The organism is Legionella sp. MW5194, from assembly GCF_016864235.1.
In the GTDB taxonomy this organism is placed as follows: Bacteria; Pseudomonadota; Gammaproteobacteria; order Legionellales; family Legionellaceae; genus Legionella_C.
Genome location: NZ_CP045733.1, coordinates 109,678 through 128,550, shown reverse-complemented (window position 1 = coordinate 128,550; position 18,873 = coordinate 109,678). Strand labels below are relative to the sequence as shown.

Below are 18,873 nucleotides of genomic sequence, written 5' to 3'. Positions count from 1 at the left end.
TCCCAAAATGCTTTTTATGTTATTTATTTTATTAGTGTGTACTGAAGTACTAGCACATAATGAAGATTATATCTTTGATCCCAATGATCCACATCACAGTCTTTATATTCCTGATGCAACGATGAGATCCCCTGCTATTTTATTATTGCACGCGAGTACCGGTATCGAAAAAGTGAATTATGATTGGGCCACCCGATTAAAAGAGCATGGATACGTAGTCTATATGATAGACAGTTTTAAACCCAGAGGTTGGGAAGATCGTCGCTCAGTAGGCTGGGAAAGAGCAACACAAGCACAACTTGATGATATCGTTCCTGCCTATGAATACCTTAAGCAGCTTCCTTCTGTTGATCCTGACCGAATAGGACTTTTGGGATTCTCTATGGGAGGCTTTGATGTATTGAAAATCATGGCGTTATCACAACAAGATCCGAAACCATACCAAAAGCTCTCTTTTAAAGCAGCGGCTTCTTTTTATGGCGTATGTCATCGACTTGAAGAAGGAACAAAACTAAGGGCAATCACCAAACTATTTATTGGAGAACATGATGATCGTGCAACAACCCAAGATTGCATTCAGTTAGTCAACCAAAGTACTGGTAGCAATCAAAATGTTTCCATCCAAATTTATGAAAATGCATTGCATGGATTTGATAACTTTGAGTTTCCAGTTTCAAAAGAAGTTATTGACGAAAAAGGAGAACATTATCATATTGGTTTTAATGAAGCAGCAAGAGCACAAGCATTGAAAGATTTACCCGAATTTTTTGATGGCTATCTCAAGATAAACCCTGAGAATAAATAACCAATGGTGTTTTATGATTATTAATAAATCAAAATCTTTGCTATAAGTTTGTTTCTATCAATTATTAACAATAGCTATGCATTTATTGATGAGCAACAAAAATGAATAAACAAATAGTTACTGAGTTTTATAAAAAAGCAATTAATCAAAAAAATTTTGAAGCAGCATCAAAGTACCTGGGAACAAATTATAAACAACATAATCCTGCTGCCGCTGATGGACCTGAAGGTTTAAAAGCATTTATTCAATATTTAATTGAATATTATCCTAATTCTCATAGTGAAATTAAAAAAATTTTTCTGAGGGGGACTATGTTATTCTTCATGTACATTCTATTCGTGAGCCTGGCACTCGGGGTAGAGCTATTTTTGATTTATTCAAATTAGAAGACGGAAAATCATAGAGCATTGGGACGCAATACAAGATATTCCGGTAAAATCAGCTAATCCAAATAGTATGTTTTAATATCACAATAATGAGCCACATCAATAATTAAAAATAAGATATGCTTGTTCAATACAAAAAAATTTATTATTTCATGTTAAGATGTGCAGCTTTATAAATAAATTTACCACATAGTGACCATTATGAATCCACGTTCTATTCAATTAACTCAAAATCATGGGGGACCGCTCCATTATCTCGGAAATAGGTACCTGACTCTTCCAGATTTGACAGGGCATATGTCCCCTGATACTAGCTGGTTGAATGAGCATCTCTCTGTATTATTGGCAAATAATAATGGTCAAAAATACAAGAAAGCAATCGAACCTTTTGCAGGGTCTGCTTCCTGGAGTATGGCCGCAATGGAGATCGGTCTTGCAGAGGAATATATCATCAATGACAGCAATAAAATTCTTATTAATACACTTCAATTAATTAAAGACAAACCAGATCTAATCAAAGAGCCCTATGCAGCATTAGTAGAAAAATATGATGCCTCATTATCAAAAAAAGATTTTTTCCTTGAAGTGATTAGGAATTACAACCAAATAACTGATGAAGAAAAAGCATTACTGCTCCCTTTTATCATTAATCATTCATGGGGTGGAATCCTTTTTTATGATAAGGAATTAAACATTATCTACCGTGAAGGTGAACTATTTGAAGGAAAAAAGGCTGATAGATTTCTTGAGAAAGCGAACTTGTCTTTGGAAATGTTTTTAAGTGAAATTGACCGAGTATCTATTCTACTCAATGCTAATCGGGTTACCTTCAAAAGCGGGGATTTTATGGAAGTGATTTCGATTGCGTCACCTGGTGATTTTGTGGCGCTGAATCCTCCTTATCCAGAGAATGAACATTCGACGCTTGAAAAAGCTGGGATGTATATTGAACTTTATTCGCCTGAAAAACTGCACCAGAATTTGGTGCAAATCATTCAACATCTTGAAAGCCAAGGTATTCATTACTACATGACTTATGGATTTTATAATCCCAAATTCAGAAACTATGTCTTAACTAATGAAAATCAGCAATCAATTAATTACTTTCGTGTTCTAGGCTATGAGGATTGTGCTTTCGGAATAGGCCTTGATCAGATGTATTTTACTTCCCAATTTTCAATTCCCAAAGGTATAAACATATTCAAAGCAGAGGAGGTTTTGGGTACCCAGGATTTAACACCTGAAGAAGCGCTTGAACATTTTAAGCTGCTTTCAAAAAAATGTTTTGCTGTTATTTACCGAGCCTTTATTAAGCCTGGACTTGAGATGGAGTATCAAAAAGCTTGGCATCAGGTTGCTTCCTATTTTGTGCAATATCGCGGTGCCTTAGGTTCTTGCCTGCATAAAACTAACGATGGTATGTGGCTTGCTTATTCTCGTTGGCCCGATAAAGCTACTCGAGATGCTTCTTGGCCAGGCGACAATGCACCATCTGAGATGTTACCCAATGAAATTAGAAAAGCGGTTATAACCATCCAAGAGTGTATTGATCAAACACAAAAACTACCCGAAATTACTATGGAAGTGGTCAATGATTTATTGTATTCAAGCTAATTTTAGAAGATATAACTCATGAATCAATCGCAAATAAATTACCAACTAGAGCTTGTTATAGACACCAATCTACTGGAACAGCAAGATAAAATTATTCGTGATGGGATAGTAAATTATAATGCTCCTTTTACGGGAACTAAACCAGAGCGTTACTCAGTCTATGTGAAAGGTAAGGAGGGTAATATTATTGGCGGAGCTATTGTGTATGCTCATAAAAGCTCAATATACGTTGATGTCCTCTGGGTTAAGGAAGAATACCGTGGCCTTGGTATCGGTGCTGAACTATTACGCAGCGTTGAAGCCGAAGCAATTAAGCGAGGTATTCCTGCATCAACATTAGATACTTTTTCTTTTCAAGCAGAAGGATTTTATTTAAAACAAGGTTATCAGCACATAGGGACAATTAAAAATTATTTAGAAGGACATGATCGGATCTATTTTAGAAAACAATTGTAGAAAGAGTGGGGCATATCCCCCATAAGAGAGTATGCCTTGAAAAAGGAACAGAAGAAACGAAGCATCTGTTCTCCAGAGTTGAATTTTTATTGGAACTAATCATAAAAATTCATAAATAAATTAGAAAGGAAAAGGAGGTAACTGATTCCTATCTTTAAGCCAGAATGGATGGTGCCACTCTTCATAAATGGAAACGGGCATATTGCTTTGCTTAAATTCATCAAAAGATAAGTCGCAAAGAAACCATTTAAGGAATTCCGCGCAAGTTTCCGGACTTATTAATTGACCGGACTGATAAGCTTCATCAAACATTTTATGTAAATGAAATGAAGTCGTTTCTCTTAAAATTTTTTGAATTCTTGTATCCACTTCTCCTGGAATAATACAAGACACACCAATATTTTTCTCTGCTAACTCTTTTCTCACAATAGCAGTTACTTCATCCAAACCTGCTTTGCTGGCACAGTATGTTGAACTTTCTTTAAGTTTCAGAGTAGCTGCTCTTGATGTAACAAATAAAATCCGAGACTTCTCAGGCATCTGCGCGGCAAGTAGTGCCGTAAGTTTCATTGGAGCTAATAAATTAACCTGAAAAACTTCGTCAATACTGTCACAATCGTATTCGGTCAACGGACGTGGAGGACTTTTCATTCCTGCATTTTGAACTAAAAGATGAAGCGGTATTCCAGAATCATTAATAGTTTTAGCAACCTGTTCGATATCACTATTGCGAGTAAAATCCGATTGAATGGGAACAAAACGAGGAAATAGCGCTTTAGTATCCTCTAAGCTGCTCACATCCCGCCCTGTTCCATAGACAACCCAGCCGTCACCTAAAAGAATTTTAGCAAGTTCAAGACCAATTCCATGGCTGGCTCCGGTCACTAATGCAGCTTTATTATTGTTGATGTTCGTCATGAAGCATTCCTTGAAACTTAAGTTACTTTCGTGCGGTATGGTAATCAAAGTTGGCGAAAGTTAAAAGGTTATTCCTAATTCATGTGTTACTAATTGAGTTAATTCTGGAATACTCGCCTTGACTTGAATAATAGTAGGTAAAACCTGAAGCACCTGCTCAATACCAATGTCCTGCTGCTCTTTATCAGAACTAAAAGAACGGTTTATATTATATACTAGCCAATTGATCCAATTGCCAAGAACACCATAAAAAGCAGCTTCCAAATGATCTTGATTTATTGTTATTCCAGAAGACGCATATGTTTTTAGCATTTTTATAAATAAAGTTTTATTAAACAGCGGAGTAGTAATTCCACTCCAATCAAGAGCACAATTGACTATTTCATAAGTGGGATTAAGTTTTCGCGCAGACTCCCAATCAATGAGAAATGGAGTATCATTTTTATCCCATAAAACATTTTTTTGATCCAAATCACCATGGCTTACTACACTACTACTTTGTAAAATAGGTATTGCTTTTTGATAGATATCGTTAAGCTCAATTATAACTCGTTGATTACTTTTTAATTGCTCCTTAAACACCAAATTTTTGCTTGCTGACTGGTCTATTAACACACTAATTTTTTCATTGGGATGAATATCAAATTCTTGAGCACTTAGCTGGGGAACATTAAGATTAATACGATGAATTTTAGCCAAAAGAGTGGCTATTTTAAGCGCATGCATCTCAGATATAGCGTCTTTATCCAATGTTTTTGCTGTTATCCAAGGATAAACAAGAAAGGCCTCATCTTCTGAAAGGATTAAGTAATTATTTTCTAATTTTAGAGCATGAACTGCGGGAATAGTACACTGGGAAAATTGGAAGGCTATCTCTTCTGTCAATTCATATTGGGATTTAACTTCTTCAGTTAACTGAAGCCTTTTATTGAGCTGTTTTACAGCAAATTGCGAGCCATTGCACTTCAGATACCACATTTTATGTAAAAGACCACCGTGAACTCTTTGAGGCAAGTCGCAAGGTTGGTTCATCTTTAATTTTTTACAGATTGTTTCCAGTTGATTTTTATTCACCATGAGCTGCCTTAAGAGTGCCTTGTGTTTCTGATTCCTCGTTAAAAAATTTAACAAAAAATGTCTTGCTTAACTTGGGATTTTTTTTATTTATTCTCGTAAATTCTGCTATGAAGCCACACTTCTTATAAAACTCTGGGGCTTGAAAAGCACTGGTCACTAAATTGATATTATTAAAGCCCTGGCCTTTGAAGTGATGTTCTAGAGCAAGCAATAACTGCTTGCCATACCCTTTACCACGATAAGCACTGTCTACCCAAATATCATCCACATAAATTTCTGCAAATGCAGTAAAGGCATTAAGTGCACCAAAAATTTTTCCTTGGGCAGAAGAGATGGTCACTGAAAAACGTCGATAATTGACGTCAATACCATGCTGAGCTTCATAGGCAATAAATCCTTTTGTCATGCGTTTTTCTGTGGCTTCATCAAGCTCATCAACAAATTGGATTTGATATTCGTTCTCGCTTTCTAAAGGCTCGCTGCATTCATGTGCTGTACTATCAAAACGAAAAATAACTCGTTGTGGTTGGTGCGTATCATAATTGATTGTTTTAATTTCTTCCTGATAATTGCCCGCTGTAACGCTTGAAATAGCCTTGCGCCAAAAACTAAGTCCTCGCTTGTTTTCTGGAATCACAGAAACCTCCCATAAGCCTGGATGCATTTTCCATAATTCAGAGGAAACTAAATAACCTAAACCTTTGCCTTGAAACTTAGCAGTAATAAAAAACTCGCCCATATTCCATGCAGTATCAGGGTAAACTCCTTCGTGATTTAATAGAGCGAAACCAGCTAATTTATTACCAACTTTAATCAGAAAGGCTTTTCTTGTCGGCTCTTCAAAGTATTTTTTAAAATCGAAGCTTTCATACAGGCCATCGGAAGGCAAAGCCCAATCATCTGAAATAAAACCACAGTCACGCGAGAGTTCATATACATAAAATCGTGCCATGTTTTGGATGGTAGGATAATCATCTAATGTTGCTGTCTCAACTTTTAAAGCAGATTGTAATTCTTTGATGTTCACAGCATTTTCCTTAAATACAGTTTCGCCATATGACCTTCATTCTGATATCCAAGCGATTTGTAAAAATCATGGGAGCCCTCTTTCGCTCGCCTAAGTCCAGATGTCAAATCAATGATACAGGGACTAAATTGCCTGGCAAACTCCTCAACAGTAATCATAAGCTTTTTACCTATTCCTTGATTACGATAACTTTGGTCGACCACAAGGCCTTCAATATGAAATCTTGTTGTTTCGGAAACAAAAAGATAGCTCTTAGACCAAGCAATCCAACCAACAACTTTTCCTGCAATTTCCGCAAGAAGAACACCGTAATGCAGTTCACTAGTAAATAGCTCAAGTCGTCTTTGCAACTCTTCAGACGATTGTGGATAACCCAATTGCTCCATTAAAGGGTGAAGATGTTGAACATCATCAATTAATGCTTTGCGGATAATCAGTTCAGAAGACACTTTATGACTCCAGATTGACTCTATCCCCGATTAGATTAGGAGATGAAATTACCAAAAAAGAAACCAAATTTCCGGAACTATTTTTCACTTTATGGGTTATCCCTGCTTTAATACTTATTCCTTCCTGTTCCTGTAACACCTGTTCATAGTCTTCAAACTCAATAACCAATTGTCCTTGCAAACAATAAAAAAATTGTTCTGTTTCCTGATGATAATGTTTTACCTCAAAACTGCCTGAGGGCATCGTTTCATAAAGAACGTTAAACTGACCATCATTTTTTAACCACCATGCATCACAATTTTGTCCCCACTTAAAATGAGGCGCATTGCTTATTGAGACAACCTCTTCTCTCACTACAGATTCTGATATAGACGATTTTAGATTTTGACTTAAGTCCGAGACTGAATCATCATTTAAGAGCCCGATGTCTCTTGTTCCCTGAAATTCTTTACGCAAAAAATAAAAAATAGAGTTTTTCTGAAACCCATGCCGCTCAAACTCAAGTTCGAAACCTAATTTTTTATAAAATTCTATTGCTTCCCAATCCATAGTATTAACTGTTGCAAAAGCACAGCCTTTCTCATTACCGTACTTCAATGCCTCTTGCATAAGCTTTGTTCCCCATCCTTGATGCCTGATGGACTCACTCACCCAAAGATTATCGACATGAAGTCCTCCATAGAGTGTTCCACCACTACAACCACCCACAATGCTATTGTCTGCATCACGAATAAAGCATGCAAAGAAATCTAAGGACTCGAAGCCCCTTGCTTGTTTGGCGTACGCCTTAATCCCATTCGTTAATATTTGAACATCATCAGGGTTTGGATTTTCTAAAAACGATAATTTTAAAGTCATTTAATGTATTCCACTGTAGGAGGCCAGGCACCATGCTCCACATAACTTGCCTCATCACTGCCTGACCAAGGTGGCATAGTAACGCAAATAAACACCAAATCTGCTGCATCACTTCGATATTGAAAATGTGTTCCCAAGGGAATATCGATGCTGACTCCAGCAGTTAAAGGGGTAATGCTCTCTTCATCGTTCAACTTACGCCAAATTGCACCCTCACCAGAAAGGACATGCCAAAATTCAGATACAGTTTTATGACGAACTGCTTTGGAAATTGTGCCTGCCTTCAAAGTACAGTGAGCCATTCCACCTAAATGATTATTCATCAGCAATCGAACTTCAGCTCCTGCTGGTGAAGTGTGTTGATATTCTTTGGGTATTTCTTGTGTATTCATTTATGCCTCTATTAAACCAATGCTCTCATCAGTTTTATCAAGTGGTTATTTCTTCATTTTTAATTTTGAATCGTAACGCAAGTAGTATCTGCATCTAAAGTAACTACTTTGCCAATTGGAAGAATGCAATTTTGCTTACCATGTCCATAGGAAAACTCTTTAATACAAGGGACTTTTAATTTAGAAGCCCATTCATTGATTACATCTTCTACCGTACCATCGCTCTGATTCGACTTCTTACTTTTACATTGTTCAAATGTACCAAAAATAACGCCGGAAACTTCATCAAAAATTCCTGCTAAATCTAATTGTGAGAACATGCCATCAATATTATAGGGCTCGACGCCAACATCTTCTACCAACAAAATACATCCTTTAAAAGTAGGCATGTAAGGCGTGCCCATTAAATTAGTCATAAGGGTTAAATTGCCACCAAGAAGAGTACCTCGGCTAACGCCTCCATGAACCTTTATTCCTTTGCGAATTGTGTACTCTTGGCCTAACAAAGAAGAAAATAATGTTTTTTTAACTTGGGTACTTAAATGAATGGTCAAAGTAAACCCTGTATAACTTACTAAGCCAGTGTTTTTAAATAGGCCTAATTGCAACGCTGTAGTATCACTAAACCCGAATAATGGTTTTGGGTTTTTCTTAATCAATTCATAATCTAAGAAAGGTAAAAGTCGTTGCGAACCTTGTCCTCCTCGGGTTGCAATAATTGCTTTCACTTCTGAGTCTATAAAGAAATCCATCACATCTTGTGCACGGTCACGGTCTTTACCAGCTAAAAATCGTTCTGATGCAAACATATGCTTTGCATACTTTACATTAAATCCATTCGACTTTAATAAATGAACTCCTACTTCTATTGCTTTTTCCGTAATAGGACTCGAGGGAGAAATAAGCCCCACGATATCTCCTCTTTGTAGTGGTTCTGGACATAGAATATTCATTTATTACCTCAATTATTTTCTGCACTCAAAAACAATACTTTCGTCTGTTTCATTAGGCGATGCATTTCGGTCAAATGCTTTAACCGTTCGTACATTGCTAAAACCAACCTCATTGAGCAAATTGAGCAAGAAAGAAAGATCTTGATAAATTCGAATTTTGTATTCCTCAACCTCTGTTTGAATGACACGGTTGTTATCAATCAGTTCATATTTACCTATAGAGTAACAAATCTCCTCATCGAGCATAGCTAATTGGCTGAGTAGGATGATTGTGCCATCTTCTTTTGGCCATCTTGTGCCTCTCCATATACCTAATTCTTTAGGAACCGCATAGCGTGTTTCTACTTCAAATACAAAAAGTCCTTTATCTTCCATATGTTCATAAATGGTTTTTAAGGCTTTTTGGATATCCACCTTTTCTGTGATGAGACCAAATGAACCACTGGGTATAAAAATTAAAGAATATTTAGCGGATTGATTTAAATCTTCAATAAAACCATGCCAGGCTTTTGGCTTAAGATTTTTGCTCTTCGCTTTTGCATGCAGTCGTTCTAGCATTGGTTGACTTGCATCAAAGCCATGAACATCAAATCCTTCTGCAGCCAAAGGCAGTAAAAATCGACCTGTGCCGCACATAGGCTCTAAAATCAAGCCTTTAACCTCTGCGGCATAGCTTCGATAGAATGAGTATTCATCTTGTGGTGCATTAGGTTTACTTAAATCATATACTTCAGTACAAAGGCTCTGATAAGTATCCAGTTTTTTCATGGGTTCCTCATTGAAATCCAATACCATCAAATATTCATCATAAAAGGTATCATTAATTTTAAGTGCTTTAGGTTCGGTACCATAAATTCGAAATCCTTGCTTTTGATAAAAAGCTTGAGCCACAAAATTACTTACTACACAGGTTAGGTGCAATTGAGTAACGCTGGTTTTTGCATGTTGGATCAGGGTCTGAATTAATGCTGTTGCAATACCTTTCCCTCTGTATTCAAGACGAGTATACATACTCCAAAGCACACCACGGTGTTTTGTTTTAATTGAGTTAAGTGTATAGAATCCAGCACAAGACACCAATAAATCGTCAACAAATGCGCCCAATACATATCCTTTACTTAATCCATTTTGAAAATCAGCATCGGACATATGCACTTCATCTTCATAAGAAGAGCCAAAATTTTCTGGTGAATTATTCAAAGCTTCCAAACGAATTTCTTTCCATAGATGCCAATCCGTATCAAACAACTGTCTAATCTTCACAACATTATCTCCATAACTGTTACAGGATGTCCTTTAAATTCATCCATGCCAATCATGCACCAACCAAGACGACTGTAATATTCTGGAAGAGTAGGATCAAAAGCAAAAAGATAAAGATTTTTAAACCCTAATGCTTGGGCTTCTTCTTTTACTCGATGAATAAGCTGTCTTGCAATACCTTGTTTTTGATGGCTTGGTGATACCACTAATGAGCCTAGCCATGGGGTTAATTCAGGGCGGATTCCATCATTCACGCGTAAAGAGCACATCCCAACAGGTTTATCTTCATCAAAGGCAACGATAGTGAGCGGTAACTGTTCGATGTTTAAATGATTTCGTAAATTTTCTTCTACACGTGAGGTGGGCACATCAGGAACCCAAATTTGCCCTAATACTTCATGCCAAATCTTAGCAAGCTCTGGTATGCAATCTGAGTGATGTTTTAAATAGGCTATTGTAATCATCATAATACCTGTAAAAATAAATTATTACTCTTGGCAAGGCGTGCCTTGATGAAACACCATTTGCCAACGATTGTGTTTGTATTGCCAGAGAGAAGAACGTAAAGAACTTTTTGAGGCAACAGTGACCCTATAAGTTGCCAACATGACTTCGGACGACACCTCTAAAACTGAAAAATCATTAACCATATAGCTCTGTGGCTCTTCTTCAGGGAGAGAATCAAGTAAGTCGTTCTTATTGTAAATTAAACCAGAAGCACCATACTCAATAAATTCATCAGCAATCAGTAGCTTCAGTTGTGTAATCGATTTTCTCGTTTGCGGATTTAAAAGAGAAATCTCTAGCTCATAAATCAGTTGGTGTTCTTGTTTCATAGCGATATTCTCATCAAATATCTGAGCTTGCATTCCTTCCTCTCGAGAAACAGAGCCAGCCAAAAAATAGCACGCGGTTCGGGTTGATGCTCATTACTTAATTTTTGAATTGCTTCTTGAGGTAAATAACGCATTAAGTCAAATTCCTTGAGATTGCAATCGATCTAGATGATGAGTAATCAATGAATTAACCACTTCTTTATTAAAGTCAGGACAAAATCGTGGATAGTCACGTTCAAGACCATAAGACCATTTTTCCAAACGTTCATGGTCATATTCGATCATGTCTTCAAATAAATAACCTTCTCCATAAACTTCTTCACAATGAAGGCCAATTCCACCATCGTAAAGTTCTCCTGAAGGCATACGTAATGCAATATGCCAGCACTCTTCATGGGATGTCACCATCACAAAAACAATATGCACTTTATCCTTAAATCGGCTATTCCACGCATCAAAAAATAATTTGGCAAACGCACCACAAGGACCATAATTAATCCTTGGTGTTTCTTCATGAAATCCCAGCAATTGGTTTATGTCGTTTTTTAAATCATTTAAGACTGTAATTTCTTGTGCATTCACACGTAATTCCTATGGTATTAAAAACTTCTTTTTTGGCTAACATCCAACACTCTACGTTTAGGCTGATTTATTGTACCAGATAAATTTCAATTCGCTCTTTACCTTTACCCACATTCGCCCATTTTAACGTAATATAGCCCACTTCCGCGGTTGATTTTACATGTGTTCCACCACAAGAAACCTTAGAGAATCCTTCGATTTCCCAATAACGTCTTTGACTCTTCTCATCAGAAAACCCAGTGCGTATAGACATATCTTTTGCAATAATTTGATTGTATTCAAGCAAGAGAGTGTCAAAGATATCCGAGATATTGTGCTGATAGTTAAAATCGATTCTAGCCTTATGCTCAGCAATATGAGCACCTATTTTTTCAATAGGAAACATTCTTTGGACAAGTTCAAAGATTAATTCAGCAGCAAAATGAAGACGCATCAATTTGTAGCGACGAACGAAGTCAATTTCCATAAGGACAACATCGCCCTCAGAAAGCCCATGCTCCGAAGGTAATGTATAATAAATCAAGTCATCTTCTATTTCAGAATGAGTGACCATCAGGCCATTCACGCGAACTGTATCACTTTCTTGACCACCGGAAAACGAAAAACCAATAGTCTCTGCAAAAAGTAGTCGATTCTCATTTGCCGACTCCACCTTAGTCATTAATTGGCGTTGATAGGGATTATCCCAAAATATTTTTTGCATAACTTACTCTCTAATCTTTACCACTATCCCATTGGTTAGCTGCTTAAGTGCTTCTGGAGATAATGAAAATACTGCGTTGGGCGTTCCTGCTGCGGCCCAGAGGACTTCATGGCATAACAAATCTTCATCGATAAGAACCGTATTAATAACATTTTTGTGGCCAACTGGAGGGATCCCACCAATCGCAAAACCAGTTATTTCTCGTGTAAAATCTGCATCAGCCTTCCCAATAGATTCATTGATGAGATTCCCAATCAGGCTCTCATTCACACGATTAACACCACTTGCTAATACCAATACCGGCTTGTTGGTTTTTTCAGTACAAAATAATAGTGATTTCACAATTTGAGCAACACCACAACCCAAAGTATCAGCAGCATCTTTTGCAGTGCGTATGCTCGAATCAAGTTCCTTGACCTCACACGATATCCCCTTTTGAGATAAAAAATCCTGTATGATTTGCGCGCTTTTACTTAAATTTTTACCTTCATTCATCGCTATCACCCACCCATCATCGCCACAAAGAACACTTTCTAGTCAGCTCTGTCACCACATCCCAATCTCCAAACAAAACAATGCCATAGTAAATCAGATCATTCTCTTTAACCTGTGCCGTTCTTTCAATTTGCTCTTGATAGGTACCCACAGTCATCGTATCGGTAAAATCATTAAAAAGAACATTTTTTGCTAAAGCATTCTGGCGTAATGTTCTAATTTTGTTGGGGTTCTCACAAAGAATGATAAAAGGTATTTCTGAAATATAAGGGTGAGATCCTCCATCTGCATCTCGATAATCGGTTAAACGCAGCTCTTCTTCACCAATTACGGAACCTAAACCAATACACATATGAGCAAGCGCATTCATCACTTTGCCTGGCTCAATACGCTTATTAAGTACCGCAACCAGTTTGTTTTTAAAAGGGTGTTCAACCATACAGTTCTCCACAATCTACTTCCCAATTCGTGCGTTATAACGCATAATAAACCAGTATATGCCCGTGCGCTAAAACGCACAAGCTTTTTTATTAAGAGATATCATGCAAGAAATTTCAAAACGTATTGCAAAAACATTAAAATCATTAAGACAAGAACGAGGTTGGAGTTTAGACAAAACAGCGCTTGAAACCGGCGTTTCTAAAGCGATGCTCGGGCAAATTGAACGAGAAGAATCAAGTCCAACGATTTCTACCTTATGGAAAATTGCGAGCGGCTTTCAAGCCTCCTTTTCTTCGTTTATTGAAGACAGTCTGGATAATTCAACCAATCCTGTTTATAGGGCGGGACATGCTGAAACCTTGCATCCAGATGATGAAAAAATACGAGTACTGCCTCTATTTCCTTTTGATGAGCAGTTACATTTTGAATTGTTTGTTATTGAGTTATTGCCCGAATGTGAACATCTTTCACCTCCCCATAAACATGGAGTCATTGAGCATGTCATTGTTGTGGATGGAACCATTGAGCTTTTGTTAGGCGGGAGCTGGAAAAAACTTTCTAAAGGAGAAGGGCTTCGTTTTAATGCCAATCAACCGCATGGCTACCGGAATCCAACCAATGAACTATCGCGCATCCATGATATTATTCATTACCCACCCCAATATAAATCGCCTTAATCGATTATGGTACATAAAACAAAGGCGTTAATGCCATAGTTTTTAAGTCATGAAGCCACTCATTGCGTGGCTTTCCTCCTGGCGCTGTTTCTTCAAACCAGTTGTATTTACACCAAAGGTAGATATCCAAGCTTTTCATTTGCGAAAAATGATTCATTTCTTTTAATTCGTCTGAACTCAATGGCCGGATTTGCCTATACCCTTCTATAAACCATTCAAACAGGGGTTTCCAGAGAGGCCATGGCTTATTGCATAAGTCCAAAAAAGGTTTAGCGATATCGGCAAGATACCAATGATAAACTGGCTCATCAAAATCAATCAGATGAACGCTCTCACCATCATAAAGCACATTGCCAGGACGATGGTCCCCATGGGTTAGGCCAAAATGTGCTGAGTTGATTGAAAAAGTTTTGAAGCGTGTCGTGATGGTTTGGTATAAATCCTGGATCAGAGCCTCTTCTTGACGCGCATAATCCCAAGTTTCACGCCACAAATCTTCCCAAGTTAAAAAATGATGTTCCGATGCAACATAACTTTGCGAGGCTTGATGCAATAGACCTAGGGCACGGCCCCATGTTAGATAAGCTTTTTTATCTGGATAATCAAAATTCATGATTTGCCCTGGCACCTCACGGCAAACATGAACAAAAAATTCCAAATCATCTTGGTGTACCGTTTCGACATCATTTCCTTCTTGGGATACAACCGGTTCACAAATAGGAACCTGATGCAAATATAAATGCTTCTGAAAATCAATGGCACTCAAAAGTTCATGAGCTTTTCGTATTTTTTCATGCGTCATGCGAAGGTAAAAGCCTTGGTTCTTAGATTCAAATCGATAAACACAGTTAATTTGATTATTGATAAGCTTAAGATGGGTAGGGTTTTTTACCCACTTATTAGCAGCACGATTTGCCGTTTCATCCGTAATTTTTTTTAATGTGGTCTCCCAAATCATTTTTGGATACTCTTACTGTTCAGATAATCAGCTCTGGATAATCGATAAAGCACATGTCGTTTCAATGGACTATTGTGCTCCAATTTGGGATGATCAAAATCATCCTTTGTATTATGTTGTAAACCAATTTTTTCCATAACACGTCTTGAAGCTAGATTATTCACTGCTGTAAATGAAACTACTTCGGGAAGATTTAAAGAGGTAAATGCATAATGCAAAACCGCTTTTGCTCCCTCCGTAGCATAACCCTGATTCCAATGCGTTGAGGAAAGTCTCCAGCCAATTTCAACAGCAGGGGTAAAGTGCGCTTCAAAAGAAGGGGTCATTAACCCTAAAAATCCTATCATTTCTCCAGTATTTTTTAGTTCAACAGCATACAAAGAAAATCCCTTCTCTTTATCATGTGCAATCATCCGCTCAATGCCTGCTTTTGTAGCACTCCTGTTCCCTATTCCGGGTAAAAATTGGCATACCTTTTTATCTTGATCAATAAGTGACATAGGATCAAGATCAGCTTCTCTCCAAGTACGTAAAATCAGACGGGAAGTTTCAAGAATATTCATAGGAGCCTCTATAAGAAAGCATGTTTATCATGAGTAGGTAATTAGCGTCTTCACTGTATTGCGTGGGAAGAAAACCAGCCTTTTGATAGCACGCAATGGCTTGCTCGTTTCCAATTTGTGGATCAACCACAACGGCTTTAAATTTGGAGAGTTGTTCGGCAATAAAACGCCTTATAATTTGTCTGCCCAACCCTACTCCACGAAACGATGGCTCTGCAATAAAAAGGTCGATACCAGCCAATTGTTCAGGTGTTGCCTCGTCAAACAAGGAAGCATTATGTCCTGAAATTCCTTCGGGTAAATGGTCGGAAAGACAGTAATATTGAATAAAACCAATTGGTTTTTGATTTAAATAAATAATAAAACTGGGGATACACTCAATGCCTTCAATTCGGGGTGAGTACTTTGCACTAATATCTTCCAAAGAAAACTGTTGATTTCGTGCGTATCCTTGTTTTACCGTAGGCTCTGCAAACCATTGGGTCATTAAGTTCAAATCTCTTTGACCCAATGGTTTAAATTCAAGATTCTGATTTTTACTCCCATAAACTAAGGAAGTCCAATCCAAAATACGACGCGCTGACTCCTCTGCTGAAAGACAGCTAACATCTAGAGTCATTTCATACGGCTCTTTGCTAAAATAAACGTCTTCTTCAAACAGTCTTTTTGTAATGAGTGCCTCATCCTGTGTTTTAAAATAGCCTTTTCGATCTGAATATTTTAAGCGTTTAACAAGCTCTGCACCATTACAAATCAATCGGATAGGAACAAACATAGCTTCCCGTTTTTGAGCAACGGCTTGTACTTGATTAAAAAACTCCTGATGCCAAGAATTATTCGCTAAGAGCTCATAGGTAATAACAAAGCTCGTTTCTTTAGAACAAACCTCAGTCATCGTATCAAAAATCACATCTCGGGCCTTGTTAAGCGCTGCCCATCCTTTATCATCAAGAGACCAAAATACTTGATCATCGTTACCTAGAAGTTTTAGAACCGGATCGATCCAAGCATGGTGATGCGCTAATCGAAACTGAGAAGCCAGTGTTGTAATTGCCTCGCCTATGGTTTTTTTACCGGTACCTGCAATACCCATCAAGAGTATCATCATATTCGTCGGCATCATTTATTAAAATCCTGTCACAATACTGTACTCTTCTTTATGTGTAAGCACACGCATCAAGTGCGCCACATCATATGGACTACGCAGCTCAATGAATTTCACTTTTGGATATTGGTTCTTTAAAGCATTTAATAAAGGGTTAATCCGTTGTTCATAGTTCCACATATAACTTAATAGCGACCATCGTACCGTTTCATTGCAACCAGCGGCTCTATCATCGATTTCTGAAGCCTTATAAAACAAGCGTTTAAATACCCGCCAATAACATAGCCATTTGGGTAAATTAAAGTACAAGCACATGTCGGCTTCGCGATAACGTATCTCGAATGATTTACTGGAATTACCATCAATAATCCAGCAAGGATTAGCAACTAATTCTTTTTGGAGTGACAAAAAATCCTCATATTCTCGTGGCACCCAATCGGCAATAAAAAAATATTTGTCTAAATGGAACAAGGGAATATTTAGACTCTTTTGCAACTTAACAGAAAAAGTGGATTTGCCACTTCCTGGTCGACCAATAATCATGATGCGTTGTAAGTTTATCATTTCATTCAGAGTTTAATTTACTGTGTTCTTTTCTTAAGGATGCAAATGATTGTTGTACTCATCCACTACACTATCTAAAACTTTAAGTAGTCTGTTCTTCACTTAACTGTTTAAGTACGGTTTTTATCGTAGCATGGGAAAAACCTCGGCCACTTAAGAAACGAGCCAATTTTGTATTTATCGTCTCATCTGTATCATTTTTAAATCCACGCATTTTTTTCCGAGCTTCATCTAGGGCGCGAACTTCTTCCAGTTCAATATGTTCTAAGATTTGCTCAATCACCTCTTCTTTAACGCCCTTTTGTTTTAATATTTGTTGAATAAAACGGTTTCCTTTATGGATATAACGGGCACTTAATGATTCAGCCAAACGATTATCATTAATTAAATGTAATTCCCGAAGGCGAGCTATGGTTGCATGAATCTGAGCATCTAACTCGGGTACATGCGAAAAATCCCTCTCTAATTGCCTTATGAGCTCTTTTTCACTGCAATAATGATTGGAAAGATATTTTATTGCTGCATCGATGAGTGTATTCATACTAAAGCTCTACTATAAACCACAATTTTATTTTTGCTTTTGCCAAGACAGCCTGATTTATTTAGAATACCATTATAACAGGAAAATATTGAGTCTTTTATGCCAAAAGAAGGAAAGGCCAGAGTCTTAAGTGAAGCAGAGTTTAAGCGACTGCTTATTGTTGCCAAAGATGGGCAATTCGCTATAAGAAATAGTGCCCTTGTGTATTGTTCTTTTGGACTTGGATTGCGAGTGAAAGAAATCGCCTCTCTCACTATTGCAGATGTAGCCGATTACAACTATCAATTGACTGAAGAGATTTGTTTGAAGCGCTCAATGACCAAAGGTGAAAAGCAGCGTTACGCTTATCTTGCCAATGAAAAAATCCGTAAAGCACTCCAAGCTCATCTCGATACCCTAAAACCTGTTGCACGAGACAAACCCTTATTTCAGACCCAACGTAAAAGTCGCTTTACACCCAATAGTTTGCAAAAATGGTTCAAGTCACTCTATGATAAGGCAGGAATCATTGGGGCAAGCTCCCATTCTGGTCGACGTACTTTCATTACCCGCTTAATTGAGCAAGGCGCTGATATTAAAGCAGTCTCTCGTCTTGCAGGTCATGCCAACATTGTCACCACCGCAATTTATGTTGAAGACAACCCTGATCGCCTGAAACGTATTGCTAACTTGGCTATTTTCTAAATGACACCATGGTTTATTACTTTACCTTGGTTACACTATTTGGATTTTACCTACAATGAAGTCTACCATGAGGCACGCTTTGAAAAAGACAAACGCTATTATGTACTTCGTTTAGAGAAAGATTTACTAGATGATTGGACAATCACCGCTATTAACGGACGAATAAAATCCAAGTTGGGACAAAGAAGAATATTGGATTTTTCAACGTACACAAATGCGTTTGCTCAATTCTTAATCATGATAAAAATCCGTTATCAGCATAATTATCGACTTAAAATTTTGTATAGTGAAAATATTTTTTCCCTTCACAATCTGCTGTTTCTTTTAGTATCACAAAAATATGCTAATAAAACCCATGCCAAAAGGAAGGAAAAACCAAGATCCGAGTTGAGTCAAAATAATTGTTCCACGACTGTTCAAAACAACTTATCTCATACAAAAGCATTCCAACTTGACTTATTTTTTTAATTTCTAAAAAGAAAAGTGATCATTAAATAATCAGACCGATTTAAGAGCGCTCTAATA

General features: G+C 37.4%; 25 protein-coding genes and 2 pseudogenes. 7 read left to right on the top strand and 20 right to left on the bottom strand.

From position 1 onward, the window contains the following. The first annotated feature begins 16 nt into the window (after positions 1–16). The 4 genes and pseudogenes from GH742_RS15400 to GH742_RS15385 all read left to right on the top strand — a co-directional run bounded on the left by GH742_RS15400 (position 17) and on the right by GH742_RS15385 (position 3,261). Positions 17–805: a dienelactone hydrolase family protein gene (locus GH742_RS15400; RefSeq protein WP_239005346.1), complete on the top strand. Its 789-nt coding sequence runs from the start codon at positions 17–19 to the stop codon at positions 803–805. A 101-nt stretch (positions 806–906) separates the two neighbouring features. Then, positions 907–1,270 (top strand): annotated as a pseudogene (locus GH742_RS15395) (ester cyclase). 122 nt (positions 1,271–1,392) lie between these two features. Further along, entirely contained in the window at positions 1,393–2,805 is a 1,413-nt protein-coding gene (locus GH742_RS15390; RefSeq protein WP_025520170.1) for a DNA adenine methylase, read from the top strand. Positions 2,806–2,823: 18 nt separating this feature from the next. Beyond that, on the top strand, positions 2,824–3,261 hold the full coding sequence (locus GH742_RS15385; RefSeq protein ID WP_021460603.1) for a GNAT family N-acetyltransferase: 438 nt from the start codon (positions 2,824–2,826) through the stop codon (positions 3,259–3,261). Between the two features lie 120 nt (positions 3,262–3,381). Here the strand turns inward: GH742_RS15385 and GH742_RS15380 are convergent, their stop codons facing one another. The 15 genes and pseudogenes from GH742_RS15380 to GH742_RS15315 form a co-directional block, all read right to left on the bottom strand. Continuing rightward, positions 3,382–4,179 carry an SDR family oxidoreductase gene (locus GH742_RS15380; protein ID WP_021460602.1) on the bottom strand — a complete coding sequence of 266 codons (798 nt, stop codon included), beginning with the start codon at positions 4,177–4,179 and terminating at the stop codon, positions 3,382–3,384. A 60-nt stretch (positions 4,180–4,239) separates the two neighbouring features. Next, positions 4,240–5,253: an aminoglycoside phosphotransferase family protein gene (locus GH742_RS15375; RefSeq protein WP_025520168.1), complete on the bottom strand. Its 1,014-nt coding sequence runs from the start codon at positions 5,251–5,253 to the stop codon at positions 4,240–4,242. Further along, positions 5,246–6,283 carry a GNAT family N-acetyltransferase gene (locus tag GH742_RS15370; protein ID WP_021582671.1) on the bottom strand — a complete coding sequence of 346 codons (1,038 nt, stop codon included), beginning with the start codon at positions 6,281–6,283 and terminating at the stop codon, positions 5,246–5,248. The genes GH742_RS15375 and GH742_RS15370 overlap by 8 nt, the downstream gene beginning before the upstream one ends. Further along, entirely contained in the window at positions 6,280–6,732 is a 453-nt protein-coding gene (locus tag GH742_RS15365; protein WP_021460600.1) for a GNAT family N-acetyltransferase, read from the bottom strand. Before GH742_RS15365 ends, GH742_RS15370 begins: the two co-directional genes overlap by 4 nt. 1 nt (position 6,733) lies before the next feature. Then, entirely contained in the window at positions 6,734–7,591 is an 858-nt protein-coding gene (locus tag GH742_RS15360; protein ID WP_021460599.1) for a GNAT family N-acetyltransferase, read from the bottom strand. Continuing rightward, positions 7,588–7,983 carry a cupin gene (locus GH742_RS15355; RefSeq protein WP_021460598.1) on the bottom strand — a complete coding sequence of 132 codons (396 nt, stop codon included), beginning with the start codon at positions 7,981–7,983 and terminating at the stop codon, positions 7,588–7,590. The genes GH742_RS15360 and GH742_RS15355 overlap by 4 nt, the downstream gene beginning before the upstream one ends. Before the next feature lie 59 nt (positions 7,984–8,042). After that, on the bottom strand, positions 8,043–8,936 hold the full coding sequence (locus GH742_RS15350) for an LD-carboxypeptidase (RefSeq protein WP_058393171.1): 894 nt from the start codon (positions 8,934–8,936) through the stop codon (positions 8,043–8,045). A 12-nt stretch (positions 8,937–8,948) separates the two neighbouring features. Continuing rightward, on the bottom strand, positions 8,949–9,704 hold the full coding sequence (locus GH742_RS15685; RefSeq protein WP_031297877.1) for a class I SAM-dependent methyltransferase: 756 nt from the start codon (positions 9,702–9,704) through the stop codon (positions 8,949–8,951). 90 nt (positions 9,705–9,794) lie between these two features. After that, positions 9,795–10,199: pseudogene (locus GH742_RS15680) on the bottom strand (GNAT family N-acetyltransferase); the annotation flags it as partial. After that, complete coding sequence (locus GH742_RS15340) at positions 10,196–10,663, bottom strand: GNAT family N-acetyltransferase (RefSeq protein ID WP_010655429.1); 468 nt, start codon at positions 10,661–10,663, stop codon at positions 10,196–10,198. The pseudogene GH742_RS15680 and the gene GH742_RS15340, both read right to left, overlap by 4 nt. Before the next feature lie 24 nt (positions 10,664–10,687). Further along, positions 10,688–11,068, bottom strand: coding sequence for a DUF4440 domain-containing protein (locus GH742_RS15335; protein WP_231296972.1), 381 nt, complete (start codon positions 11,066–11,068; stop codon positions 10,688–10,690). Positions 11,069–11,173: 105 nt separating this feature from the next. Next, positions 11,174–11,617 carry a hypothetical protein gene (locus tag GH742_RS15330; protein ID WP_010655431.1) on the bottom strand — a complete coding sequence of 148 codons (444 nt, stop codon included), beginning with the start codon at positions 11,615–11,617 and terminating at the stop codon, positions 11,174–11,176. A 67-nt stretch (positions 11,618–11,684) separates the two neighbouring features. Continuing rightward, positions 11,685–12,320: an alanyl-tRNA editing protein gene (locus tag GH742_RS15325; RefSeq protein ID WP_021460595.1), complete on the bottom strand. Its 636-nt coding sequence runs from the start codon at positions 12,318–12,320 to the stop codon at positions 11,685–11,687. A 3-nt stretch (positions 12,321–12,323) separates the two neighbouring features. Further along, a complete protein-coding gene (locus tag GH742_RS15320; RefSeq protein ID WP_021582670.1) occupies positions 12,324–12,815 on the bottom strand; it encodes a YbaK/EbsC family protein in 492 nt (163 codons plus the stop codon). A 16-nt stretch (positions 12,816–12,831) separates the two neighbouring features. Then, entirely contained in the window at positions 12,832–13,254 is a 423-nt protein-coding gene (locus tag GH742_RS15315) for a DUF2000 domain-containing protein (protein WP_021460594.1), read from the bottom strand. Positions 13,255–13,357: 103 nt separating this feature from the next. Between GH742_RS15315 and GH742_RS15310 the strand changes: the two genes are divergently transcribed. Beyond that, positions 13,358–13,933, top strand: coding sequence for a helix-turn-helix domain-containing protein (locus tag GH742_RS15310; RefSeq protein ID WP_011212585.1), 576 nt, complete (start codon positions 13,358–13,360; stop codon positions 13,931–13,933). Between the two features lie 4 nt (positions 13,934–13,937). On the opposite strand, the gene GH742_RS15305 is transcribed toward GH742_RS15310, so the two are convergent. The 5 genes from GH742_RS15305 to GH742_RS15285 form a co-directional block, all read right to left on the bottom strand. Continuing rightward, a complete protein-coding gene (locus tag GH742_RS15305; RefSeq protein ID WP_021582668.1) occupies positions 13,938–14,891 on the bottom strand; it encodes a phosphotransferase enzyme family protein in 954 nt (317 codons plus the stop codon). Then, positions 14,888–15,454 carry a GNAT family N-acetyltransferase gene (locus GH742_RS15300; RefSeq protein ID WP_021460592.1) on the bottom strand — a complete coding sequence of 189 codons (567 nt, stop codon included), beginning with the start codon at positions 15,452–15,454 and terminating at the stop codon, positions 14,888–14,890. The genes GH742_RS15305 and GH742_RS15300 overlap by 4 nt, the downstream gene beginning before the upstream one ends. Beyond that, positions 15,441–16,577 (bottom strand): GNAT family N-acetyltransferase, encoded by a 1,137-nt coding sequence (locus GH742_RS15295; RefSeq protein WP_021460591.1) that lies wholly within the window; start codon positions 16,575–16,577, stop codon positions 15,441–15,443. Before GH742_RS15295 ends, GH742_RS15300 begins: the two co-directional genes overlap by 14 nt. Positions 16,578–16,580: 3 nt before the next feature. After that, complete coding sequence (locus GH742_RS15290) at positions 16,581–17,102, bottom strand: DNA topology modulation protein (RefSeq protein WP_239005345.1); 522 nt, start codon at positions 17,100–17,102, stop codon at positions 16,581–16,583. Positions 17,103–17,205: 103 nt separating this feature from the next. After that, positions 17,206–17,664 carry a regulatory protein RecX gene (locus GH742_RS15285; protein WP_021460575.1) on the bottom strand — a complete coding sequence of 153 codons (459 nt, stop codon included), beginning with the start codon at positions 17,662–17,664 and terminating at the stop codon, positions 17,206–17,208. Positions 17,665–17,763: 99 nt separating this feature from the next. On the opposite strand from GH742_RS15285, the gene GH742_RS15280 reads away from it, so the two are divergent. Both GH742_RS15280 and GH742_RS15275 read left to right on the top strand, forming a co-directional pair. Next, positions 17,764–18,348, top strand: coding sequence for a site-specific integrase (locus GH742_RS15280; RefSeq protein WP_021460574.1), 585 nt, complete (start codon positions 17,764–17,766; stop codon positions 18,346–18,348). Continuing rightward, positions 18,349–18,816, top strand: a complete 468-nt coding sequence (locus GH742_RS15275; protein WP_021460573.1) for a hypothetical protein — start codon at positions 18,349–18,351, stop codon at positions 18,814–18,816. It begins immediately after the preceding gene. The last annotated feature ends 57 nt before the right edge of the window (positions 18,817–18,873 follow it).